This is a genomic window from Pseudomonas sp. AK181 (assembly GCF_051122975.1).
Taxonomy (GTDB): Bacteria; Pseudomonadota; Gammaproteobacteria; order Pseudomonadales; family Pseudomonadaceae; genus Aquipseudomonas; species Aquipseudomonas lactis.
Map to the genome: position 1 here is coordinate 4530983 of NZ_CP146348.1, position 23934 is coordinate 4554916.

At 58.6% G+C, this 23934-nt stretch carries 15 protein-coding genes and 1 pseudogene; 10 read left to right on the plus strand and 6 right to left on the minus strand.

What is annotated here, in order from left to right; all coding sequences use genetic code 11:
• Positions 1-47 precede the first annotated feature (47 nt).
• Positions 48-167: pseudogene (locus V8689_RS20680) on the plus strand (outer membrane lipoprotein carrier protein LolA); the annotation flags it as partial.
• Positions 168-233: 66 nt separating this feature from the next.
• Here V8689_RS20680 and ligA read toward each other — a convergent pair.
• The 4 genes from ligA to V8689_RS20700 form a co-directional block, all read right to left on the minus strand.
• Entirely contained in the window at positions 234-2600 is a 2367-nt protein-coding gene (gene ligA, locus V8689_RS20685) for an NAD-dependent DNA ligase LigA (protein WP_056786675.1), read from the minus strand.
• An 87-nt stretch (positions 2601-2687) separates the two neighbouring features.
• Positions 2688-3551 carry a cell division protein ZipA gene (zipA, locus tag V8689_RS20690; RefSeq protein ID WP_032895820.1) on the minus strand — a complete coding sequence of 288 codons (864 nt, stop codon included), beginning with the start codon at positions 3549-3551 and terminating at the stop codon, positions 2688-2690.
• 258 nt (positions 3552-3809) lie between these two features.
• The gene (smc, locus tag V8689_RS20695) at positions 3810-7298 is read right to left on the minus strand and encodes a chromosome segregation protein SMC (RefSeq protein ID WP_056786678.1); all 3489 of its coding nucleotides are present in this window, start codon (positions 7296-7298) and stop codon (positions 3810-3812) included.
• Between the two features lie 2 nt (positions 7299-7300).
• Complete coding sequence (locus V8689_RS20700; protein ID WP_044275079.1) at positions 7301-7960, minus strand: GntR family transcriptional regulator; 660 nt, start codon at positions 7958-7960, stop codon at positions 7301-7303.
• 280 nt (positions 7961-8240) lie between these two features.
• On the opposite strand from V8689_RS20700, the gene xdhA reads away from it, so the two are divergent.
• The 4 genes from xdhA (at position 8241) to guaD (ending at position 14330) form a co-directional block, all read left to right on the plus strand.
• A complete protein-coding gene (gene xdhA / locus V8689_RS20705) occupies positions 8241-9689 on the plus strand; it encodes a xanthine dehydrogenase small subunit (protein WP_056786681.1) in 1449 nt (482 codons plus the stop codon).
• Positions 9682-12108 carry a xanthine dehydrogenase molybdopterin binding subunit gene (gene xdhB / locus V8689_RS20710; RefSeq protein WP_056786683.1) on the plus strand — a complete coding sequence of 809 codons (2427 nt, stop codon included), beginning with the start codon at positions 9682-9684 and terminating at the stop codon, positions 12106-12108. The genes xdhA and xdhB overlap by 8 nt, the downstream gene beginning before the upstream one ends.
• A gap of 65 nt (positions 12109-12173) precedes the next feature.
• Positions 12174-13013, plus strand: a complete 840-nt coding sequence (gene xdhC, locus V8689_RS20715; RefSeq protein WP_056786686.1) for a xanthine dehydrogenase accessory protein XdhC — start codon at positions 12174-12176, stop codon at positions 13011-13013.
• Positions 13014-13025: 12 nt separating this feature from the next.
• A complete protein-coding gene (gene guaD, locus V8689_RS20720) occupies positions 13026-14330 on the plus strand; it encodes a guanine deaminase (protein WP_056786689.1) in 1305 nt (434 codons plus the stop codon).
• 156 nt (positions 14331-14486) lie between these two features.
• Here the strand turns inward: guaD and V8689_RS20725 are convergent, their stop codons facing one another.
• Entirely contained in the window at positions 14487-15251 is a 765-nt protein-coding gene (locus tag V8689_RS20725; RefSeq protein WP_014719469.1) for a GntR family transcriptional regulator, read from the minus strand.
• Between the two features lie 328 nt (positions 15252-15579).
• Between V8689_RS20725 and V8689_RS20730 the strand changes: the two genes are divergently transcribed.
• The gene (locus V8689_RS20730) at positions 15580-16770 is read left to right on the plus strand and encodes a benzoate/H(+) symporter BenE family transporter (RefSeq protein ID WP_019820510.1); all 1191 of its coding nucleotides are present in this window, start codon (positions 15580-15582) and stop codon (positions 16768-16770) included.
• 37 nt (positions 16771-16807) lie between these two features.
• Here V8689_RS20730 and V8689_RS20735 read toward each other — a convergent pair whose 3' ends face one another.
• Positions 16808-17101, minus strand: coding sequence for a 50S ribosome-binding protein YggL (locus V8689_RS20735; protein WP_434520587.1), 294 nt, complete (start codon positions 17099-17101; stop codon positions 16808-16810).
• An 83-nt stretch (positions 17102-17184) separates the two neighbouring features.
• Between V8689_RS20735 and V8689_RS20740 the strand changes: the two genes are divergently transcribed.
• From V8689_RS20740 to V8689_RS20755, 4 genes are all read left to right on the plus strand, one after another.
• On the plus strand, positions 17185-19506 hold the full coding sequence (locus V8689_RS20740) for a hypothetical protein (protein ID WP_434520588.1): 2322 nt from the start codon (positions 17185-17187) through the stop codon (positions 19504-19506).
• The gene (locus V8689_RS20745) at positions 19484-21673 is read left to right on the plus strand and encodes an integrase (RefSeq protein ID WP_434520589.1); all 2190 of its coding nucleotides are present in this window, start codon (positions 19484-19486) and stop codon (positions 21671-21673) included. The genes V8689_RS20740 and V8689_RS20745 overlap by 23 nt, the downstream gene beginning before the upstream one ends.
• A 160-nt stretch (positions 21674-21833) precedes the next feature.
• Positions 21834-22448, plus strand: coding sequence for a hypothetical protein (locus V8689_RS20750; RefSeq protein ID WP_434520590.1), 615 nt, complete (start codon positions 21834-21836; stop codon positions 22446-22448).
• Positions 22429-23847, plus strand: coding sequence for a tyrosine-type recombinase/integrase (locus tag V8689_RS20755; RefSeq protein WP_434520591.1), 1419 nt, complete (start codon positions 22429-22431; stop codon positions 23845-23847). Before V8689_RS20750 ends, V8689_RS20755 begins: the two co-directional genes overlap by 20 nt.
• Positions 23848-23934: the final 87 nt, after the last annotated feature.

Consider the following 23934-nt stretch of genomic DNA (forward strand, 5'->3'; position numbering starts at 1 on the left):
GCGATCTCTCCCTGGGGTGACAGAGACTAGATCATTTCTGGTGAGAGATCGTTCAACTGCTCCCTGTAGGAGCGAGCTTGCTCGCGAAGATCGTCAACGATAACGCGGGCTGCCTGGTTCACAGCGGCGCCCTCCGGATCTTTGCGAGCAAGCTCGCTCCTACAGTGTTGAGAGAAGGCCGTGACGCGGAGCGTCACAGGATGCGTTCCCACGCGGAGCGTGGGGACGATCAATCAGACGGTGATGTTGTGCTTGGCCAGGAAGGCGACGAAGGCCTCCTCGTCCAGTACTTTCAGGCCCAGCTCATTGGCCTTGGCCAATTTCGAACCGGCGCCCGGCCCGGCCACCACGCAGTGGGTTTTCGCCGAAACAGAACCGGCCACCTTGGCCCCCAGGCTTTCGAGCTTGTCCTTGGCCACATCGCGGCTCATCAGCTCCAGGGAGCCGGTGAGTACCCAGGTGCGCCCGGCTTCAGGCAAACCTTCGACGAGCTTTTTCTCGCTCTGCCAATGCATACCGAAGTCCTTGAGCTGTTGCTCGATAGCCAGGGCATGGTTGGCGTTGTCGGCATTGTCGAAAAACTCCCGTACAGCCTTGGCTTGCTTCTCGGGCAGCGCCTGGCGCATATCGAGCCAGTCAGCCTTGATGACGCCTTCCAGCGAGCCGAACTTGTCCGCGAGCTTCTGCGCCGCGCCTGGCCCCACCGAGGGTACGTGCAGCTTGTCGAGCAAACCGCCCAAGGTGGTGCTGGCGGCGAATTCCGCGCTGAGCTCGCCCTGCTCCTGCAATTGCAGGCCGCATTCGTCCGGCGACAACAGCGCGCCAATCACCTGCTGGTTGTGGCCGTCTTCAAAGAAGCTATGGATCTCATGGGCCACTTCCAGCCCGACATCCGGCAAGTACGTCAGCACCTCTGGCAATGCCTTTTGAACACGCTCCAGGGACGCCAGCGAGCGCGCCAGGACCTTGGCCGTCTCCTCGCCCACATCGGGAATGCCCAAGGCGTAGATGAAGCGTGCCAGGGTTGGGGTCTTGCTGTTTTCGATGGCGCTGATCAGCTTCTTGCTGGAGATATCGGCAAAGCCTTCCAGGTCGATGATCTGTTCGTACTTGAGCTTGTAGAGATCAGCCGGCGAGCCGATGAGTTTTTCATCCACCAGTTGCTCGATGGTCTTGTCGCCCAGGCCATCGATGTCCATGGCCCGGCGCGAGACAAAATGAATGATCGCCTGCTTGAGCTGCGCACCGCAGGCCAGGCGCCCGACGCAACGATACACCGCGCCTTCGCTGACGGTTTCCTTGCCCTTGCTGCGCTTGACCAGTTGCGTGCGCTCCACATGAGAACCGCACACCGGGCAATTTTGCGGGATCTGCACGGCGCGGGCGTTTTCCGGGCGGCGTTCGGTGACCACCGAGACCACCTGCGGAATCACATCACCGGCGCGGCGGATGATCACGGTGTCGCCGATCATCAGCCCCAGGCGTGCCACTTCGTCCATGTTGTGCAGGGTGGCATTGGACACGGTCACGCCGGCCACCTTGACCGGTTTGAGGCGCGCCACCGGCGTCACCGCACCGGTACGGCCGACCTGGAATTCCACGTCGAGCAGTTCGGTGAGTTCTTCCATGGCCGGGAATTTGTGCGCAATCGCCCAGCGCGGCTCGCGGGCACGGAAGCCCAGTTCACGCTGGTAGGCAATGCTGTTGACCTTGAACACCACGCCGTCGATTTCATAGCCCAGCGCATTGCGGCGCTCACCGATGTCGCGGTAGTAGTCCAGGCATTCCTGGATACCCTTGGCCAGCTTCAGTTCGTGGCTGATCGGCATGCCCCACTTCTGCAACTGCTTGAGGTTGCCGATATGGGTGTCGCTGATATCCGCAGTCACTTGGCCGATGCCATAGCAGCAGAATTCCAGCGGGCGACTGGCGGTGATCTTCGAATCCAGTTGGCGCAGGCTGCCCGCCGCGGCGTTACGCGGGTTGGCGAAGGTCTTGCCGCCCACTTCCAGTTGCGAGGCGTTCAATCGCTCGAAACCGGCCTTGGACATGAACACTTCACCGCGTACTTCCAGAGTGGCCGGCCAGCCCGTGCCGTGCAGTTTCAGAGGGATATTGCGCACGGTGCGCACATTGACGCTGATGTCCTCGCCGGTGGTGCCATCACCCCGGGTAGCACCGCGCACCAACTCGCCATCTTGGTACAGCAGGCTGACCGCCAGGCCGTCCAGCTTCGGCTCGCAGCTGTATTCCACCGCCGCGCCAGCGCCAAACAGATCGCCCACCGGCAGGTCAAGGCCCTCGGTGACCCGGCGATCAAACTCCAGCATGGTGGTTTCATCAAAGGCGTTGCCCAGGCTGAGCATCGGGATCTCGTGCTTGACCTGGGTGAACGCCGACAACGCCGCACTGCCGACCCGCTGCGTCGGCGAATCACGCGTCACCAGTTCCGGGTGCTCGGCCTCCAGGGCCTTGAGCTCGTGGAACAGGCGGTCGTACTCGGCGTCCGGAATGCTCGGCTCGTCGAGGACGTGGTAGCGGTAGTTGTGCTGATCCAGTTCAGCGCGCAGTTCGAGGATGCGGGTATGGGCGGCGGTCATGGGTGTTCTCTCATAAAGCAAAAGAGCAGCCGAAGCTGCTCAATATGTTAGTGCACGGATTCTACAGACAACGCTTAAGATCGATCCTCAGCGTTTCTGTGTCAGGGCGCGACGCTCGAACTCGACGATGCGCTGACGGTAGTGTTCGATGGTCTGGGCGGTAAGCACGCTGCGTTGGTCGTCCTTGAGCTCGCCGTTGAGTTCCTGGGACAGCTTGCGGGCGGCGGCCACCATCACGTCGAACGCTTGTTTGGGGTGACGCGGGCCTGGCAGGCCAAGGAAGAAACTCACTGCCGGGGTGCTGAACAGGTCGATATCGTCCAGATCGAAGGTGCCCGGCTTGACCGCGTTGGCCATGGAGAACAGCACTTCGCCGTTACCAGCCATGCTTTCGTGACGATGGAAGATATCCATCTCGCCGAAACGCAGGCCGCTTTCGAGGATGTTCTGCAAGAGTGCCGGGCCCTTGAAACCGCCGGCGTCGCGGCAGATCACGCTGATGACCAGGACTTCTTCGGCCGCCGGCTGATCGTTCACCGATTGGCGTGCCGCGCTCTTGCTGGACGTCTCGTCCGGGAAATCGTCATCGCGGCTGCTGAAGCTCGGGCCATCATCGACGTCGAGGTTCAAGTCGCCCTGATGCGGCTCGGCAACCGCCGCGCTACCGCGTTTGCCGCGCTTGGACGACGGCTCACGGGCTTCACGCAGCGGCGCGCTCATCGACGGCAGGTCGTGCTCGTCCAGTTGCGGCTCTTTATGGGTATCCAGCACACGGGGTGGCCCCAGCAGCTCGGCGGCGCCGTCGTCGTCAGGCAAGTTGGACAGGTTTCGGTCCAGACGGAACTTGAGCTTGCCCTTGCCACCGCGCATGCGGCGCCAGCCATCAAAAAGAATACCGGCAATGACAATAATGCCGATGACGATCAGCCACTCGCGCAGACCGATTTCCATGTAATCCCGTGCCTCTAATAAAAAATGCTGAAAAATAAGGGGTTTAGCACCGTGCAAACCGCTTTAAAACGTGGCGCCAACTCTATGTTCTGACTGACGTTTTGCCCACGCACACGAAAAATTGACATTAAACTAGCACGACCAAAGCTAACTTTACACCGTCTGTCAAAATGCCTTGAACAAATATGTCCATTTGCCACCTTCTCCAGACCGGTAAATCGCCCTACATCGTGCTGTAAATTCTCTCTCCGACGTGGCTCAGGATTCCACCATCGCCATCGCCTCTTCCACATCCACTGCTACCAATCGCGAACAGCCCGGCTCATGCATCGTCACGCCCATCAACTGGTCGGCCATTTCCATGGCGATCTTGTTGTGGGTGATATAGATGAACTGCACGGTCTGGGACATCTCTTTAACCAACCGAGCGTAGCGTCCAACGTTAGCGTCATCCAGCGGTGCGTCAACTTCGTCGAGCATGCAGAACGGCGCCGGGTTCAACTTGAAGATGGCAAATACCAGGGCCAGTGCGGTCAGGGCTTTTTCGCCGCCGGACAACAAATGGATGGTGCTGTTCTTCTTGCCCGGAGGCCGCGCCATGATCGTTACCCCTGTATCGAGTAGATCTTCGCCCGTCAGTTCCAAGTAGGCGCTGCCACCACCGAAAACTTTTGGGAATAACGCCTGTAAACCGCCATTAATCTGATCAAAGGTATCTTTGAAGCGGTTACGGGTTTCCTTGTCGATCTTGCGGATCACGTTTTCCAACGTGTCCAGGGCTTCAACCAGATCGGCGTCCTGGGCATCCAGATAACGTTTACGCTCGGACTGCTGCTGATACTCATCGATAGCGGCGAGGTTGATCGCGCCCAGGCGCTGAATACGCGCGGCAATCCGTTCAAGTTCTTCTTCGGCGTCTTTCTCGTTGGCCTGTGCGGTCAGGGTGTTGAGCACGCCGTGCAGGTCATAGCCGTCTTCCAGCAATTGGTCTTGCAAGGTCTTGCGGCGCACGCTGAGGGCTTGCCATTCCATGCGCTGCTGTTCGAGCTGGCCGCGGATCAACTGCGATTGCTGCTCGGCCATGGTGCGGCGCTTTTCGGCGTCGCGCAGCTCGCGGTCGGCGTCTTCCAGGGCGATCTGTGCGGTCTTGAGTTCGACGTCGACGGTCATGCGCTTGTCGAGCAATTCCTCAAGCTTGAGGCGCAGCTCTTCCAGTGGCGCCTCGCCCTCCTCCAGGTTGAGGCTCAGTTGCTCGCGCTTTTCGGTCAGGCGTTCGGACTGCATCTCCAGGCGCTCAAGGGCCTGGCGCGTGGAATCATGCTGGGCGCGTAACGAGCCCAGGCGTACGGCCAACTGGTGGGCGTGATCCTTGTGCTGCCGGGCTTCCTGACGCACGCGGTCAAGGCGCTCGCGCAGGCTGTCGCGCTGGGCCAACAGCAATTCGCGCTGTTCGGTGTCCAGGGCCATGCTGTCGAGGGCTTCCTGCAAGTGCAGGCGCGCTTCACCGATCTGTTCGTGTTCCAGGGCGCGCTGTTCGCCCATCTCGGCCACTTCTTCGTCAAGACGGGTGCGGCGCAGGGTCAGTTGTTCGACCTTGGCCCTGCTCGCAGACAGTTGGGCTTTCAACTCGCCTTGCTGGCGCGCTTCGTCCTGCAACAGCCGGCGCAGGTGTTCGCGGCCGGTTTCCTGCTGACGCTGGGTGGCGCGCAGGGTTTGCAGTTCGGTTTCCAGGCTTTCCAGGGTGGCTTCGCGTTCTTCACGCTCGGCGCTCAGGTTGACGATTTCCTGGCCGCGGGCCAATACGCCACTTTCCGCTTCACTGGCGCGGCGCACCCGCAGGAAGTGGCGGCCGACCCAATAGCCATCGCGGCTGATCAGGCTTTCACCGGCCGCCAACTGCCCGCGCTGGGCCAGGGCTTGCTCAAGGGACTCCACCGGCCTGACCTGGCCCAGCCAGGGCGACAGATCTATCGCCGCCTCGACCTTGTCCAGCAAGCTGCCCGGCACCCGCGTGCCGTCGGCCGCAGGGCTGAGCAGGCGCAAATCACCCTGGGCAAAACCGGCCAGGTCGAAACCGCCGAAATCATCCACCAGCACCGCTTGCAGATCGGCGCCCAGCACGGTTTCCACCGCCAGTTCCCAGCCGGCTTCGACTTTCAAGCCTTCGGCCAGGCGCGGGCGCTCGGCCAAATGCTGGTCGCGCAGCCATTCAGCGGTGCCGGTACCGGGGTCGAGCGCGGCTTGCTGCAAGGCCTCCAGCGAAGCCAACCGACCATTGAGGCGCTGCAAATCGCCTTGGGCCTGCTGCTGCGCCTGGGTCGCGGTGTGCAATTGCTGGCGCAGTTGCTCCAGGCGCTCCACTTGCTGTTCTTCGCTGGCCTCCAGCTCTTCCAGGGTCATTTCGCTTTCGGCCAGTTGCTCGCTCAACTGCATGATTGCCGCGTCTTCCGGGTCGGCGGCGAGCAGTACGCGCTCTTCCTGCAGCCGGCGCTGGCGTTCGGCCAGGCGTTCCATGCTGGTTTCCAACTGCTGGATGCGCGACTGCTGCACCTCGGCCTGGCGGCGTGGCTCGGCGGATCGCAGGTTGAAGGCGTCCCACTGTTCCTGCCAACCGTGCATGGTGGTTTCGGATTCTTCCAGGGCCGCGGCGGCTTCTTCGGCGGCGGCGCTGGTAATTTCCTGCTCGGGGGTGAGCATGTCCAGCTCTTCGCCCAGAGTCAGCAGCAAGGTGCGGTCATGACCCAGGTGCGATTCGGTTTCCAGGCGTGCGCGCTCGGCTTCCTTCAAGTCGTCCTGCAACTGGCGCAAACGCTGCTGGCCGTGCTGGATGCTCTGCTCGACCCGGGCAATATCACCGCCCACCGAATAGAAGCGGCCTTGCACCAGATTGAAGCGCTCGGACAACTCATGGTGGCCGTCACGCAGGCGTTCAATGCTGGCGTCGGCGTTACGCTGCTCGGCCACCAACGCTTCAAAGCTGACTTCCTGGGTGCCAATAATCGCTTCGCGCTGGCCCACCTGATCATTCAATGCCTGCCAGCGCAAAGCCGACAGTTGCGCCTTGAGCTGGCGCTCCTCGCCCTTGTATTCCTGATACTTCTCGGCGGCCTGGGCCTGGCGGTGCAGGCGTTCGAGCTGGCGCTCAAGCTCTTCGCGCAGGTCGGTGAGGCGGGCGAGGTTTTCATGGGTACGGCGGATACGGTTTTCGGTCTCGCGGCGGCGCTCTTTGTACTTGGAGATACCGGCCGCTTCTTCGATAAAGTTACGCAGGTCTTCGGGCTTGGCTTCGATCAGCTTGGAGATCATGCCCTGCTCGATGATCGAGTAGCTGCGCGGGCCCAGGCCAGTGCCAAGGAAGATATCGGTGATATCGCGACGGCGACACTTGGTGCCGTTGAGGAAGTAACTGTTCTGGCTGTCGCGGGTGACTTTACGACGGATGGAAATTTCCGCGTAGGCTGCGTATTCGCCAATCAGGGTGCCATCGGAATTATCGAATACCAGCTCGATACTGGCCTGGCTCACCGGCTTGCGGCTGGTGGAGCCATTGAAGATGACGTCGGTCATCGACTCGCCGCGCAGGTTTTTCGCCGAGCTCTCGCCCATCACCCAACGCACGGCGTCGATGATGTTCGACTTGCCGCAGCCATTGGGCCCCACCACCGCCGCCATGTTGCTGGGGAAGTTCACAGTGGTGGGGTCGACGAAGGATTTGAACCCCGCCAACTTGATGCACTTGAGCCGCACGCTTAGGCATCCGCCAAGGCTGCGATGACCAGCGAACTGCTGCGCTGGCAATAGGCTGTGAGCACCAGGCGAATCTGCACCAGGTCACGGGCCAGTACCGCGGCGAGCAATTGCGCGAACAGCGCCTGGAACTCGCTCATGGACGCCTTGCGCTGATCCAGGGCCAGATAATAAGCGCGGTTCATCGCCGGTTGCAGGTTTTCCACAGTTTCCTGCAAATACGGGTTGTTGGCGAAGGGGTACGCGGCGCGCATCACATTAAAGCTTTCTTCGACGAACGCGCGGATGTCCTCGCGCTCCAGGCTCAATTGAAGGCGTTGCTGGATCTGCAGAAACGGCGCCATGTCGGCCTGGGTCTGCCAGCCTTCGGCAACCGCATTGCCAAGCAGGATGTACATCTCGCCCATCAACGTACACAGGCTCTGCACCTTGTGCGCGGTGAGTTCGGTGACGTGGGCGCCACGGCGCGGCAGGATCGCGATCAGATGGCGGCGCTCAAGGATCAGCAAAGCTTCGCGCACGGAACCACGGCTGACGTTGAGCGCCAGCGTGACCTTCTGTTCCTGGATCCGCTCCCCAGGCTTGAGATCGCCGCGAATGATACGTTCGGCGAGGTGGTGAGCAATTTGCTCGGCGAGACTGTCCGGCGCCTTGAACGTCATGTTTTCCCTTCAAAATCTGCTATCGGTACAAGCGCGGCAGTGTAGCGCATTGGCCCGCTGATGGCGCTACGCCCACCGTGGCGAATTTGGCATGAAATAAGCAGCGTTGAAAGCCTGTACGCCGCCAAAAACGCCGGTTCCAGAAGACTGAACCATAATTGAACGTGTTGCGACCGCATTTTCTTGACCCTTAAGTCAGAAAACCATTGACCGAAAAGTCAGACATGACTAGATTCGGCGCAAAGCGGTTAACAACAATAATGAGTCTGCGAGGCCTTCCGTGATCCAGTTTTTACTTAACCAGGAACTCCGTAGCGAGCACGCCCTGGACCCCAACCTGACCGTGCTCAACTATCTGCGCGAGCATGTGGGCAAACCCGGTACCAAGGAAGGCTGCGCCAGCGGCGACTGTGGCGCGTGCACCGTGGTGGTCGGCGAGTTGCACACCGACGAGCAAGGCGCCGAGCAGATTCGTTATCGCAGCCTCAATTCCTGCCTGACGTTCGTGTCGTCGCTGCACGGCAAACAACTGATCAGCGTTGAAGACCTCAAGCACCAGGGCCAACTGCACAGCGTGCAACAGGCCATGGTCGAGTGCCACGGTTCGCAGTGCGGCTTTTGCACCCCAGGTTTTGTGATGTCGTTGTTTGCCCTGCAAAAAAACAGCGACGCCCCCGACAGCCAGAAAGCCCATGAAGCCCTGGCCGGCAACCTGTGTCGCTGCACCGGTTATCGCCCGATCCTCGCGGCTGCCGAACAGGCCTGCTGCAACAAACCCCAGGATCAATTCGACAGCCGCCAGGCTGAAACCATCGCACGCCTTAAAGCCATCGCGCCAACCCAGACCGGTGAACTCAACAGCGGTGACAAGCGCTGCCTGGTGCCGCTGACCGTCGCCGACCTGGCCGACCTCTACGACGCCTACCCGCAAGCCCGCCTGCTGGCCGGTGGCACTGACCTGGCGCTGGAAGTCACCCAGTTCCACCGCACCTTGCCGGTGATGATCTACGTGGGCAACATTGAAGCCATGAAGCGCATCGAGCAGTTCGACGACCGCCTGGAAATCGGCGCGGCCACCGCCCTCTCCGACTGCTACGCCGCGCTGCACCACGAATACCCGGACTTCGGCGAACTGCTGCACCGCTTCGCCTCCCTGCAAATTCGCAACCAGGGCACCCTGGGCGGCAATATCGGCAACGCTTCGCCCATTGGGGATTCGCCGCCGTTGCTGATAGCCCTGGGCGCGCAGATCGTCCTGTGCAAGGGCAACACCCGCCGTACCCTGGCATTGGAAGACTACTTCATCGATTACCGCGTCACCGCGCGCCAGGACAGCGAGTTCATCGAGACCATCATCGTGCCCAAGGGCCACACGCTGTTTCGGGCCTACAAGGTGTCCAAGCGTCTGGACGACGATATTTCCGCCGTGTGCGCGGCGTTCAACCTGAAGATCGACAACGGCGTGGTCAGCGAAGCGCGCATTGCATTCGGCGGCATGGCCGCTACGCCAAAACGCGCGTCACGCTGCGAGGCTGCATTGGTAGGTGCCACGTGGAATGCGGCCACGGTGGAAAAAGCCTGTACCGCCCTGGCCGGTGACTTCACCCCACTGTCGGACTTTCGCGCCAGCAAGGAATACCGCCTGCTCAGTGCGCAAAACCTGCTGCGCAAATACTTCATCGAACTGCAAACGCCGCACATCGAGACTCGGGTGACCGCTTATGTCTAACCATCACGCCGTGGTAAAAACCCAGGCCGAACTTGCCGCACTGTTTGCCCAGGACCTCACCACTGGGGTGGGTCGCAGCGTCAAGCACGACAGCGCCGCCAAGCACGTCAGCGGTGAAGCGCAGTACATCGATGACCGCCTGGAATTTCCCAACCAGTTGCACCTGTATGCGCGCATGTCCGACCGCGCCCACGCCCGCATCATCAGCATCGACACCGCGCCCTGCTATGCCTTCGACGGCGTACGCATCGTCATCACCCATGAAGACGTACCGGGCCTGAAAGACATCGGCCCGCTGATGCCCGGCGACCCGCTGCTGGCCATCGACACCGTGCAGTTCGTCGGCCAGGGGGTGCTGGCCGTGGCCGCCCGCGACCTGGAAACCGCACGCAAAGCGGCGATGGCAGCGGTGATTGAATATGAAGACCTGGAGCCGGTGCTGGACGTAGTCGAGGCGTTTCGCAACAAGCACTTCGTGCTCGACAGCCACACTCACCAGCGCGGCGATTCGGCCGCTGCGCTGGCAAGTGCCAAGCACCGCATCCAGGGCACATTGCATATCGGCGGCCAGGAACACTTTTACCTGGAAACCCAGATCTCTTCGGTGATGCCCACCGAAGACGGCGGCATGATCGTCTACTGCTCTACGCAAAACCCCACCGAAGTGCAGAAGCTGGTGGCCGAAGTGCTGGATGTGTCGATGAACAAGATTGTGGTGGACATGCGCCGCATGGGCGGTGGCTTTGGCGGCAAGGAAACCCAGGCCGCCAGCCCGGCGTGCCTGTGCGCCGTGGTGGCGCGCCTCACCGGCCAGCCGACCAAGATGCGCCTGCCACGGGTCGAAGACATGCTGATGACCGGCAAGCGCCACCCCTTCTATATCGAATACGACGTGGGGTTTGACGACAACGGCCGACTGCATGGCATCAACCTGGAACTGGCGGGTAACTGCGGTTGTTCGCCGGACCTGTCCAACTCGATTGTCGACCGCGCCATGTTCCACGCCGACAACTCGTATTACCTGGGCGACGCCACGGTCAACGGCCATCGCTGCAAGACCAATACCGCCTCCAACACCGCCTATCGCGGCTTTGGCGGCCCCCAGGGCATGGTTGCCATCGAAGAGGTGATGGACGCCATCGCACGCCATCTGGGCCAAGACCCGCTGGCCGTGCGCAAGGCAAACTACTACGGCAAGACCGAGCGCAACGTTACCCACTACTACCAGACCGTCGAGCACAACATGCTCGAAGAAATGACCGCCGAGCTGGAAGCCAGCAGCCAATATGCCGAGCGCCGCGAAGCAATCCGGCTGTACAACGCCCACAGCCCGATCCTGAAAAAGGGCTTGGCGCTGACCCCGGTGAAATTCGGTATTTCATTCACCGCCAGCTTCCTCAACCAAGCTGGCGCACTGATCCATATCTACACCGACGGCAGCATCCACCTGAACCACGGTGGCACCGAGATGGGCCAGGGCTTGAATACCAAGGTGGCGCAAGTCGTGGCCGAAGTGTTCCAGGTCGAGATCGACCGCGTACAGATCACCGCCACCAACACCGACAAGGTGCCCAACACCTCGCCCACGGCCGCCTCCAGCGGCGCCGACCTGAACGGCAAGGCCGCCCAGAATGCGGCCGAAACCATCAAGCAGCGCCTGGTGGAATTTGCAGCGCGCAAGTACGACGTGAGCGAGGCGGACGTGGAATTTCGCAACGGCCATGTGCGCGTGCGCGAGCAAATCCTCAGCTTCGAAGCGTTGATCCAGCAGGCGTATTTCGCCCAGGTGTCGCTCTCCAGCACGGGCTTCTACAAGACCCCGAAAATTTTCTACGACCGCAGCCAGTCACGCGGGCGGCCGTTCTACTACTACGCGTTCGGCGCGGCCTGCTGCGAAGTGATCGTCGACACCCTGACCGGCGAATACAAAATGCTGCGCACCGACATCCTGCATGACGTCGGCGCCTCGCTGAACCCAGCCATCGACATCGGCCAGGTGGAAGGCGGCTTCATCCAGGGCATGGGCTGGTTGACCATGGAAGAGCTGGTGTGGAACAACAAGGGCAAGCTGATGACCAACGGCCCGGCCAGCTACAAGATCCCGGCGGTGGCCGACATGCCGCTGGACCTGCGGGTGAAGCTGGTAGAGAACCGCAAGAACCCGGAAGACACGGTGTTCCATTCCAAGGCCGTGGGCGAGCCGCCGTTCATGCTGGGGATTGCGTCGTGGTGTGCGATCAAGGATGCGGTGGCGAGTTTGGCTGACTATCGCCAGCAGCCCAGGATCGATGCGCCGGCCACGCCCGAGCGGGTGTTGTGGGGGTGTGAACAGATGCGGCAGTTGCGGGAGCTAAAGGCTGTTGATCGTTCCCACGCTCCGCGTGGGAATGCCGCCCTGGACGCTGTGCGTCCGCTCTAGTGACGCTGAGCGTCACGGTATGCATTCCCACGCGGAGCGTGGGAACGATCTGACTGGAGGTAGACATGGACAACTGGATCAGCGCCCTCGCCACCCTGCAAAACCAGGGCGAACCTTGCGTGCTCGTCACCATCATCGAAGAACTCGGCTCCACCCCGCGCAACGCCGGTTCCAAAATGGTCATCAGCGCCGCGCACACCTTCGACACCATCGGCGGCGGGCACCTGGAATACAAGGCGATGCAGATCGCCCGGGACATGCTGGTGCGCGGCCAGCAGAACACCCACCTGGAGCGCTTCAGCCTCGGCGCCAGCCTGGGCCAGTGCTGCGGCGGCGTCACCGTGCTGCTGTTTGAGCCCATGGGCCAGGCGCAAGCGCACATCGCCGTATTTGGCGCCGGCCATGTCGGCCGTGCGTTGGTGCCATTGCTGGCAAGCCTGCCCTGCCGGGTGCGCTGGATCGATTCCCGCGAGCAGGAATTCCCGCAGCACATTCCCCAAGGCGTGCGTAAAATCGTCAGCGAAGAGCCGGTCGACGAAATTGCCGACTTGCCGGCAGGCAGTTACTGCATCGTCATGACCCACAACCACGCGCTGGACCTGGAACTGACCGCCGCCCTGCTCAAGCGTAACGACTTCGCCTACTTCGGCCTGATCGGCTCGAAAACCAAGCGAGTCAAATTTGAACACCGCCTGCGTGACCGTGGCTTTGATGCCACGCAGTTACAGCGCATGCGCTGCCCCATGGGCCTCCCCGAGGTCAAGGGCAAGCTACCGGTGGAGATCGCCATCTCCATAGCCGGCGAAATCATCGCCACCTATAACGCCAATTTCGGCCAGCAGCTTGCCGGCGCCGAACCTATTGCCAAACTGCTGCCGGCTTCGCGCCGCAGCCACGCTATCTAAATCGAGACGATCATGCCTTTGACTCGCAAAGCCTACCGTGCCGCCATCCTGCACAGCATTGCCGACCCTGCCATCGTGGGGATCGAAGCCTCCTACGAATATTTCGAGGACGGCCTGCTGGTGATCGACAACGGCCAGATCAGCGCCCTTGGTCACGCCAGCGACCTGCTGCCGAGCCTGCCCGCCGATATCGACATCACCCATTACCAGGACGCGCTGATCACCCCCGGCTTGATCGACACCCATATCCACCTGCCGCAAACCGGCATGGTCGGCGCCTATGGCGAACAGTTGCTGGACTGGCTCAACACCTACACCTTCCCCTGTGAAAGCCAGTTTGCCGACAAGGCTCACGCCGAAGAAGTCGCCGATATCTTCATCAAGGAACTGCTGCGCAACGGCACCACCACCGCGCTGGTATTCGGCAGCGTGCACCCACAATCGGTGAATGCATTCTTTGAAACGGCCGAGAAACTCGACCTGCGCATGATCGCCGGCAAGGTGATGATGGACCGCAACGCACCGGACTACCTGACCGACACCGCCGAATCCGGCTACCAGGAAAGCAAGGCGCTGATCGAGCGCTGGCACGGTAAGGGCCGCCTGCATTACGCGGTGACGCCACGCTTCGCCCCTACCAGCACGCCGGAGCAACTGACGCTGGCCGGGCAGTTGCTGGGCGAATACCCGGATTTGTACATGCAGACTCACATCAGCGAGAACAAGCAGGAAATCGAGTGGGTCAATGAGCTGTTCCCGGAGCGCAACGGCTACCTGGATGTCTACGACCACTATAAGTTGCTCGGCGAGCGCTCGGTGTTTGCCCACGGCGTACACCTGTGTGACGACGAATGTGCACGGCTGGCAGAGACCGGCTCGGCGGTCGCGTTCTGCCCGACGTCGAACCTCTTCCTCGGCAGTGGCCTGTTCAACCTGCCGATGGCCGAAAAACACCACCTAAACGTGGGCCTGGGCACCGACGTGGGCGGCGGCACCAGTTTCTCGCTGCTGCAAACCCTGAACGAAGCCTACAAGGTCATGCAACTGCAAGGTGCGCGGTTGAGCCCGTTCAAGTCGCTGTACCTGGCGACCCTGGGCGGCGCGCGGGCGTTGCGCCTGGAAGACAAGATCGGCACCTTGCAGCCGGGCACCGATGCAGACTTTCTGGTATTGGATTACAACGCCACGCCGCTGCTGAGCTATCGCCTGAAACAGGCCAATAACATTGCCGAGACGTTGTTTGTACTGATGACGCTGGGGGATGATCGGACGGTGTTGCAGACCTATGCAGCCGGGCAGCTCGTGCACCAGCGCTGATTTCGGGATACACCATCGAAACAAATGTGGGAGCGGGCTTGTGTGGGAGCTGGCTTGCCTGCGATAGCATCACCGCGGTGTAACTGATACACCGCGGCGCCTGCATCGCGGGCAAGCCCGGCTCCCACACAAACCAGCTCCCACATTTGATTAGGTTTACAACTTTACAGACGAGCGCCCAGGTTTTTTAGTCTGTAAAAGATGCGAAAACACCGCATGCAAATCATCCGACGCGCTCTCTTCATCGAGGTTGAGCTTGCTGTCGATGTGATCCATGTGATGCATCATCAAGTTCACCGCCAACGTCGCATCCCGTGCTTCGATCGCGTCGATCAACTGGGTGTGTTCATCGTAGGAGCAGTGCGAGCGGTTGCCGCTTTCGTACTGGGCGATGATCAATGACGTCTGGGACACCAGGCTGCGCTGGAAGCTGATCAGCGGCGCGTTCTTCGCAGCTTCCGCCAGCTTCAAGTGGAATTCGCCGGAGAGGCGGATACCGGCGCCACGGTCACCACGGGAGAAGCTGTCGCGCTCGTCGTTGACCATCTGGCGCAACTCGGCCAACTGCTCGGCCGTGGCGTGCTGCACCGCCAACTCCGTAATCGCCCGCTCCACCAGGCGCCGGGCCATGAACACCTGGCGCGCTTCCTCTACGCTTGGGCTGGCAACCACCGCACCGCGATTGGGCCGCAGCAGTACCACGCTTTCATGGGCCAGGCGCGACAGCGCGCGGCGAATGATGGTGCGGCTCACGCCGAAGATCTCGCCCAGTGCCTCTTCACTCAATTTGGTTCCGGGCGCCAGGCGTTGTTCAAGGATCGCCTCGAAGATATGCGCATAGACGATATCGTCCTGGGTTCCGCTGCGACCGGCCTTGCCGGCTCGCGGTTGTTTCTTGAGAGGTTGCAACTGTTCGTTCATGGGCACTCGGGTTTGAGAACGGCGAATTAACGGTAATACGGCAACAGCGTGTCGCTGGCAAGTATCACCTAAAAACAGCGCACATTGTACACAACCCATTGCGCCAACACACTGTACGGCTGTTTGCGGGCTCGGCTGTATTGCAATGACTAGTTACGTTTGAGTTTAGGCTTGATTCCACGATTTCCCACGCCCTCTTTGTAGGAGCGAGCTTGCTCGCGAAAAACTCACAGGCGCCGCGTTTATTCAGGAAGCACGCGTTATCGTTGACGTTTTTCGCGAGCAAGCTCGCTCCTACAAGAAAGCCTGACACAAGGATCATCGCTCCATGACCGACGCCACCCAAGCGCCCTTGCGCCCACTGGCCGACACTTCTGCGTCGGCCGTCGTCGCCGGCTTTATCGCCATGATGACCGGCTATACCAGCTCCCTGGTGCTGATGTTCCAGGCCGGCCAGGCCGCCGGCTTGACCACCGCGCAGATTTCTTCGTGGATCTGGGCGATTTCCATCGGCATGGCGGTGTGCAGCATCGGCCTGTCCCTGCGCTATCGCACCCCCATCACCATCGCCTGGTCCACCCCTGGCGCGGCGCTGTTGATCACAAGCCTGGGCGGCGTGAGTTATGGCGAGGCCATCGGTGCCTACATCACCTGCGCGGTACTGGTGACGCTCTGCGGGTTGACCGGCAGCTTTGAGAAACTGGTCAAGCGGATTCCGGCCTCACTGGCGGCGGCGCTGCTGGCGGGGATTCTGTTCAAGATCGGCAGCGAAATTTTCGTCGCCGCCCAGCACCGTACCGGGCTGGTGCTGGGGATGTTCTTCACCTACCTGATCATCAAGCGTCTGTCGCCGCGCTATGCCGTGCTGGCGGCCCTGCTCATCGGCACCGCCTTGTCAGGGCTGATGGGGCTGCTGGACTTCAGCGGCTTTCATCTGGAGGTAGCGACGCCCGTGTGGACCACGCCGCACTTCTCGCTGGCGGCGACCATCAGCATCGGCATCCCGCTGTTCGTGGTGGCCATGACCTCGCAGAACATGCCCGGCGTTGCGGTGCTGCGGGCCGACGGCTATACGGTACCGGCGTCACCATTGATCACCACCACCGGCCTGGCGTCGTTGGTGCTGGCACCGTTCGGCTCCCACGGCATCAACCTGGCGGCGATCAGCGCGGCGATCTGCACCGGCCCCCACGCCCACGAGGACCGCAACAAACGCTACACCGCGGCGGTGTGGTGCGGGGTGTTCTACGGCATTGCCGGGGTGTTCGGCGCCACGCTGGCGGCACTCTTTGCGGCGTTGCCCAAGGAGTTGGTGCTGTCGATTGCGGCGTTGGCGTTGTTTGGCTCGATCATCAATGGCTTGAGCATCGCCATGAATGAGCCGAAGGAACGGGAGGCGGCGCTGATCACCTTTATGGTCACCGCGTCAGGCTTGACGTTGTTTTCCATCGGGTCGGCGTTCTGGGGGATTGTGGCGGGGGTGTTGACGCTGCTGATTCTGAATTGGCGCAAGGCATAAAAAAACGGCGACCCTCAGGTCGCCGTTTTTTTCAGTATCACTTAGCCGCGTTGATCGGCTTTTCCGGATACCACACGTCCAGCAACGGGCTGACTTCAGCCTTGGTCAGCTCGGAACGGGTTTTCAGCCAGGCTTCGACCGCAGCACGCTGCTCTTCGGAGACCGAGCCACGCTTCTGCAGGCAAACCAGACCGAAGTCATCGCCGCCAACATAGCCCAGGCCGTTGGCTTCCATGGCTTCTTTGATGAATGCTTCGAGGAAAGCGTCGATAGCTTCTTCACTCAGGCCTTCGTTGAAGTCCAGGTTCAGTTCGAAACCCAGCTCCTTCATTTGACTACTTAGCCAGACATGTCATTATTGTCTTAACCGCTCTGCCATGGGCATTGAAAGCAGCTTTAGACTAATAATGCAAAATGACAATTATCAAAAATATCCTCGCCATCCGCCATCACCCTTTCAACGCCATCGATGCTGCCGTAGTCGAGGTAATCCTCGAAGGCCAAGAAATGGTACGCAGCACGGTGAAGAACCCTAAGAAGAGCTACACGATCTCCCTCGATCTGACCTTGCTGGAAGGCTACTGCGACCTGACTGACCAGCGGATTACGATGGAGACACTACGAAGCCCAGCGATCGAGACAATCATGCAGGGCTTCGCGAAAGCTGTTGCGGGGAAGGAGCTGATCGACCTGTCAATAAAAGCTGGGCGCAAGCCCTGCCGGAAAATCTACTACGCACTGAATGCTGCGAGAAAGAAGTACCCCGACTTTTATCCTGTCGAATGGGACTTCACTCAATACCATCCAGATCCTGCAATCTGTCATGCGATTGCAACAGCCAGTGATGATAAACGTTGGTACTGGGAGGGCTGGTACCTCAAAGGTAAACTAGACGGTAGGGACAACGTATACCCGCGCCTGGCTCCGCTAGTGATTCCATACGGCCACGAATTTATTAGATCGGTTGATGCCGAACTCCAGAATCACTATCTCGATCGCGCCAACTCATTCAGCGTCGAATGGAATCATATGTTTGACTATTTGAGCAAACATCATTCCAGCTGGCCGCTACATAAATTCCAGAATGAATCAGGCGTAAGAAGCTTTATGGCTGTGTTCACTCACGCTTATTTTACCGCTGCAAAAAAGGCAGCTAAAGACGGCAAGGCTCAAATTAAAAATTGGGGGAAATTCCTAAATTCGGTCGAAGAATGTCTCTGCAAGACTAATATTTGGAGCACTTTGACAGCACCAATCAAACGTCCGCCGCCGCTAAAAAAACATCCGTCAGAGACTAAAACCAAGCAACATGACAATGGAATGATCGTACAAGAAAAACTTCTTACAGACATCCCGCTACATGTTACTGATGCGGAAGCTGTAGAGATTTTGTTTTTCCACATCAAACGAGACGTAGCCACAGTCCGTGGGTGGGCAACTGCACAATATGAAGATTTGAAAGCCCGGTACACACGTCGAATCTCGCTTGCTCAGGAAGGCCAGCCTATTTTGCAGCCACACGCTAATTACGCCTATAAAAATTATAGCCTAGCCGATATTTGCACCACGCTGGAAGATACTGCCTCCACGGTACGTCAAGAATACCTTTGCAAAATTTACAACTACCAAACCGGCGAAAACTTCGGCGCTATTGAACTTGCCCATACTTTCGGTTTTCCCACCGCTCACAGCCTCCTTCCGCTACAGTGCTTACTTGTGCTTGAGCACCCGGAAATCACAACCGAGTTCCTGAAGAGCTTTGAGCTTTACAACGCTCACGGCCAGCTAACTGGTTTCGATAAGGAAAATCGCTTACTGATTGGCTATAAAGATCGAAAACAACCTGAAGTTCGAGAGCAAATCATTGAGCTCAGTGATTACACGTATACCATCGTGATGGATATCATTGACTTCACCGCCCTGCCTCGTCGCGGCCTCCGCGCAGATAACGACGACGCTTGGAGGTACCTGTTCCTCACAACCGGGAGAGCCTTCAAACCCTATAAGATTGCGGGCATTCCGGGCTGGAATGAGAGCGAGTTCGAGGGTGTTAGCGGGCTCCGAGAACGGTTGATCAAGGACTTTAGTCCTCACAGCGACCTACCAGAGGGGGAGTTGGTCGAATTCATCAAGAGGATTCGCCTCAAAAGTATCAGGGCGTCGCGAGCTGTGGAGGTGTTCCTTCAGACAAAGAGCACCGATAAAATGTCCAAAGCTCTGGGGCATGAGCGCTACTATCCAGACTTGCTGAGCCACTATCTTCCTGATGCCCTGCTCGCGTTTATCAAGGCGCGCTGGATCAGGGTCTTCCAGAAAGCGCTCGTATGCGAGGCGATGAAGGATAGCCCTTACTTATTCCGTGTTACTCAATTCGCGACGATGGACGAGCTCGACACCTTCCTGGAAAACCACCGAATCAAAGAAATCCCCTCCCAGGCCGCAGATCCGGAGCGCAAAGCACAGGTTGAACAGGTAGAGAAGAGCGAGGCCATACTCTCGATTGGGGTTCCGTTTCTCGCATCGCTGCTATCCCTGGAGGCCGCCGTCTCGGCGTCCCTTGATCGCGCCCGCGTGTGTGGTAAGGCCGAGTACTGGGCGTCCCTGGCAGACAAGATCAAAACTGAAATTCTCGGTGGCCGGAGAGCAGAACTCAAGAAATACCTGGAAGCAGCAATGAAGCTCGTTGACCCAAGAAAGATGGAGGCTTTGATCTATGTCCCTGCGCACTGGTCGTAAGACCTCCAACCAAGCTCAAATCTCTAAAGACCTGCAAATCTCCAAAGACCATCAACCGCCCAACCAGCATGCCAGTGCAGCAATCATGCTGCAAAGGACGGGATACGAATTTCTGGACGATTTGGATCATGAACACGATCCGGAAGGGACTGTCGCTCCTCATACCACCGCGCCCTGGCTGCACAGCGATTTCGATGAGCCTGTATGGAAGATTCAGGCCGCTTCTGAAAAGGCGATGGAGCTCGATTGGTCAGTCGTGCTGTGGAACGACAGTGTACTGACCGATCCTGAGAATGACGTGCTGCTACGGTCACTCAAGCATCTGTTGATTATCGGTGCCAATGGTGTCAACCAGGAGTTCTCCTCGTTGGCCCCGCAGAGTATGGCGGTGAAGATCTCGTACACCCTGAAGCTGATCGACTACCTGTTGATCAACGCGAAGGGTCTAGGTTTAGTGGATTTCGGCTTGGGCGACCTTGATCGCGATAGCCTCAAGGGCATCCTGAACAACCTATCCAAGTCTCCGTGGTCTGAGGAGTCCATCTACGCATGGCGCGAGCGCGCATCGGCGTATTGCGTGGCTGAGCTCAGCAAGCTCACCAAGTCGGTGGAGCATGCGCTGTATGCGAAGTATCCGAGCATGCTGGTGGCGAGCGACGACAGCTTGGAAGACATGCGAATCGGTGTTGCTGCGTCTGACATCCCACGCCTGCGTGCGGCGCTCATGCACCAGGGAATGTATTACGGCAACTCGAATCAAGGGTACAGGGTAAGTTCCAAAGCGATTTCGGGTCGTATCTATACGGATACGCTTCGAGGCCGCCAGACCCCGAAATCTGCGCTGGAGGTATTGGCCTTCTATCCCCACGAACAAGCGTATAAGCGTGAATTTCCGGGCGTTCGGGTGACGACCGGGGAGGCTGTATCGCTTAGCACCACCACTTACAACAACTACCGCTACACCTTGGTTGGCAGTGCCGTCCTCAGCACGTTGGGCCTGCCCTCCCCGACCGATATCGATCAAATCGCCGATTACGTGCCACAGCTGAGTACCCCCGCACGCTTCAGAAGTGTTCCCTCAGCAAACCTGCTGAAGCTTTTCCGCAAGAGCATGGAATTTCACGTGGAGCACGGCGGGAAGATCCTGAACGGCTTCATTCGCGTGGCGGCTCACTGCCAGCGAGAGAACAAGCCCATGTCGCATCTAACTGATGCGGAGCTACAGCAGATCGTCGGCCCGGAGCTCGTTGACCTAGGCGTGAGACGACTGGGCCTTTCGAGCAATCGTCTTTCCAAGTCAAGCCTGATACGCAAATCCAGCCGAGAGAAGTACTTCCAGAGCTTGCGGGCGAATCGAGGATTGCTTGAGCTGGTATACGTATACCTAGGCAGTATTCAGCTGACTGTAGGGACAATCATGGCTCGGCGTGTCGACGAACTGCTGACACTGGATGCCTCGAAATGCCTCGACGCGAGCAAATCCTGGCTCATGTTCAACCTTGCTAAATCGTCACGTCGTGCCCTGGGCATCCGGCAACGGGAGTCACGGCCCATCGATGCCATTGCGGTGGAGATGATCGAAGAGCTGCGTCGCTTCCAAAGACTCCTCAAGCGCTTTGGCGTTATCGATGACATGACTGATCTGTTCGCTACCCCTTCCTCGATGGGATTCTCGGGTCTGCAGGACTGCACGATTCACCTTTACAACCGCCATCTTGATTTTGCTTGCGATTACTTCGAAAGCGACCTCAACGCAGAGGGGCAACGCTACTACGTGCGCCAGCATCAACTGCGACGCTTTTTCGCGATCATGTTTTTCTACACGAACAGCTTCGGCGAGCTGGATACGCTGCGTTGGATGCTAGGCCATCGAGACATCGAGCATGTCTGGCACTATTTGACCGAATGCTTGGAGCCAGGCGACATACGGGCAGCGGGCGCACGTTATTTCACGGATTTGGCGAAAAACGACCGCCTGGAGAACTACCAAACGCTGCAGGAACTGCTGGCTGCCGAGTTTGGCACAACGTCGTTTAAGCTCGTGGATGAAAAGAGGATTGAGGACTATCTGCAGGCCATGCTCGAAGAGGGAAAAGCCCGAATCGAGCCTCACTTCTTCAACGACGAGAGCGGCCAGGCCATGAAGGTTCTTTTCATTGTCAGCTAAGTGGAGGGTCAGGAGTTGGGCGGATCACTTATTGAGACAATCAGTTATCCGCCCCACTGTTGACATAAACCAGCTAGCCAGCCAGCCAGCCAGAGACAAGACTGGCAGATAAGCAGATAACGGCACCGCTGTACCTAGTAGATGTGTCGGAGAGAAAGAAATGACCACATTGAGCAAACGCGAGCTGATCGACCGATCCATCGAAGGTATTTTTGCCCTTCTTTACGAAATAGCCCGCACGCCCGCCAGCTACGTTGGCAACGAGCAGATTATTGAAGCGCTCAAAAGCCAGGGCAACCTGTGCACCCTGAACATGGAGTCGGAGATTCAGGGTAAGCCGTTGCGTATCCAGCCTATCAGTTTGAATACCCTCAAAAAGAGGCTTTCCGACAATGGGCCTGATCGGGATTTTGCACTTTTGGACAAGCTGAGGGTGCATGCTCAACAGGCTATCCTCGGGATCAATGATAAACAGGCAGAACCAAAGAAGCGATCACTCAACGGCTTGGAGGATCAGATTGCTGATCTCGAAGCGTCTGTCGCTTCTCTTCACGCTGTCAATATGGTGTTGGTACAGGCGTTGGAGGTTAATCGCAGAGACCTGATTAGCCTCTTAAGTATGACCAACGCGGGCTTGCGCCAGTCTAAAACTCAGAAAGCCATCGATCGAATAATAAAGATTTTGAGCATTAATCCTGCCCCATTCGACGATGTGACAATTCTATCCATGCAGAAGCATTTGCAGGTGGTGCCTAATGGCAAACCGAATCGTTAACTATCCGGAATCGTCTCAGCTGTTCACGCCCATCCCTAAGCTGAGGCTTTATGACTATATGTCGAAGGACACGCTACAGACCGTGAACGGCAACATGATTCCGTTCATGTCCTGGCCCGACGGTTCGCCTTGCCTACAAGCCAATGCCTATATGATCCAGTTACGCATGCAGTCTGGCCGTGGGGGGCATGGCCCGTCGAGGTCAGGTACCAAAGGAGGCACGTTTGGACAGTACGCTGGCCAGCTGAGTCATTTAATCCGATTCTGCTACTACAATCGCTTGAATTTCATCGCGCTATCTGACGACGATTTTTGCCATTTCATATACGGCCTTCGCAAGGAAACTTGGAAAAACAATCCCGCCAAGCGCAAGCGGAATGAGCGAACTATCACAGATATCGGACGTAGGTGTTTGAGCTTCCTGGCCCATGCAGGAGAAATGCACGGCATTCACAATTTTGTGGGCATCGGAGGAACCATTGCGGTTGAAATGGTGGACTCGACAAGTTATCGAAATGGAAAAAGTTATAAACACTCAAGCGTTCACCATAGGTCATTCAGGACGCCGGGTGCGAGAAAGAGTCGTAGCCCCATCGGTGAAGCCACGGTCGAAAAGCTCAGAAACGCTATTGACGACATGTCCACATCAGAATTTCTCTGCCGCCGCCGACATCTGATGATCTCATTGTTTGAAGAGATGGGCGCCCGTCGGGCCGAAGTCCAGCCGATTACAGTGTCTCAGGTGATTGCAGCCAGCAAGACCAAGATGCCGACGGTTCATGTCCAGACCCTGAAGAAGGGAGGAACAGGTGTCACGCGGGAGCTTGAGCTCAGCCCGCTATTGATCGACGAGCTGATGGATTACATTCGTATCGATCGGCGCTCGATCATGAAACGCTTCAAAGGAATCCCGGATCACGACTTCCTGTTTGTCACTGAGCGAGGTGGTCGGCCTCTTGGGATCGACACCATCACGACGGAGTTCTCGAATATTCGCCGTGCAGCGGGTATTGAGGAGCAGGCATGCGCGCACCTCTTCAGACACGCCTATTGTACGCACATCGTCGCCCAGCTAATTGCCGAGACCGAGGCACTCAGCCCCAATTCGTTTAGGCAAACGCTGATGACCAACAAGATGTTGGCAGAACGTGCCATGGCCAAAACCGGACACGCGACATTGGAAAGCTTGCTGGATTACGTTGACGCAGCCTTCAGAAAGAAATCCAAATACGAGCAGATCATTCGAAATGTCGATATGGCAAGGGCATACGAGAGCTTCGAAAAGCGTAGGAAACGGCTTTTGGAGGACTTCAAGAAAGGGAAGCTCACCAAAGAGGACTACATTGAGCGTGAGGAGGCTTTGTCGAGCGCTATGGATCGCGCATTGGAGGCTGCATGACCGACCGCTAACCTGGGGCACAATGCTGTGGCCAATCCCGACTGGCTTTCAGGTGGACTTTTCATCTGTTGCAATCGCGGATCCACC

What these genes read in the sequence shown, in the direction of transcription:
- V8689_RS20740 (WP_434520588.1), top strand. Translation starts at nt 17,185, where the DNA reads ATGACAATTATCAAAAATATCCTCGCCATCCGCCATCACCCTTTCAAC.
- xdhB (WP_056786683.1), top strand. Translation starts at nt 9,682, where the DNA reads ATGTCTAACCATCACGCCGTGGTAAAAACCCAGGCCGAACTTGCCGCA.
- V8689_RS20730 (WP_019820510.1), top strand. Translation starts at nt 15,580, where the DNA reads ATGACCGACGCCACCCAAGCGCCCTTGCGCCCACTGGCCGACACTTCT.
- V8689_RS20745 (WP_434520589.1), top strand. Translation starts at nt 19,484, where the DNA reads ATGTCCCTGCGCACTGGTCGTAAGACCTCCAACCAAGCTCAAATCTCT.
- zipA (WP_032895820.1), bottom strand. Translation starts at nt 3,551, where the DNA reads ATGGAAATCGGTCTGCGCGAGTGGCTGATCGTCATCGGCATTATTGTC.
- xdhC (WP_056786686.1), top strand. Translation starts at nt 12,174, where the DNA reads ATGGACAACTGGATCAGCGCCCTCGCCACCCTGCAAAACCAGGGCGAA.
- V8689_RS20700 (WP_044275079.1), bottom strand. Translation starts at nt 7,960, where the DNA reads ATGACGTTCAAGGCGCCGGACAGTCTCGCCGAGCAAATTGCTCACCAC.
- V8689_RS20735 (WP_434520587.1), bottom strand. Translation starts at nt 17,101, where the DNA reads ATGAAGGAGCTGGGTTTCGAACTGAACCTGGACTTCAACGAAGGCCTG.
- V8689_RS20725 (WP_014719469.1), bottom strand. Translation starts at nt 15,251, where the DNA reads ATGAACGAACAGTTGCAACCTCTCAAGAAACAACCGCGAGCCGGCAAG.
- guaD (WP_056786689.1), top strand. Translation starts at nt 13,026, where the DNA reads ATGCCTTTGACTCGCAAAGCCTACCGTGCCGCCATCCTGCACAGCATT.
- V8689_RS20750 (WP_434520590.1), top strand. Translation starts at nt 21,834, where the DNA reads ATGACCACATTGAGCAAACGCGAGCTGATCGACCGATCCATCGAAGGT.
- V8689_RS20755 (WP_434520591.1), top strand. Translation starts at nt 22,429, where the DNA reads ATGGCAAACCGAATCGTTAACTATCCGGAATCGTCTCAGCTGTTCACG.
- ligA (WP_056786675.1), bottom strand. Translation starts at nt 2,600, where the DNA reads ATGACCGCCGCCCATACCCGCATCCTCGAACTGCGCGCTGAACTGGAT.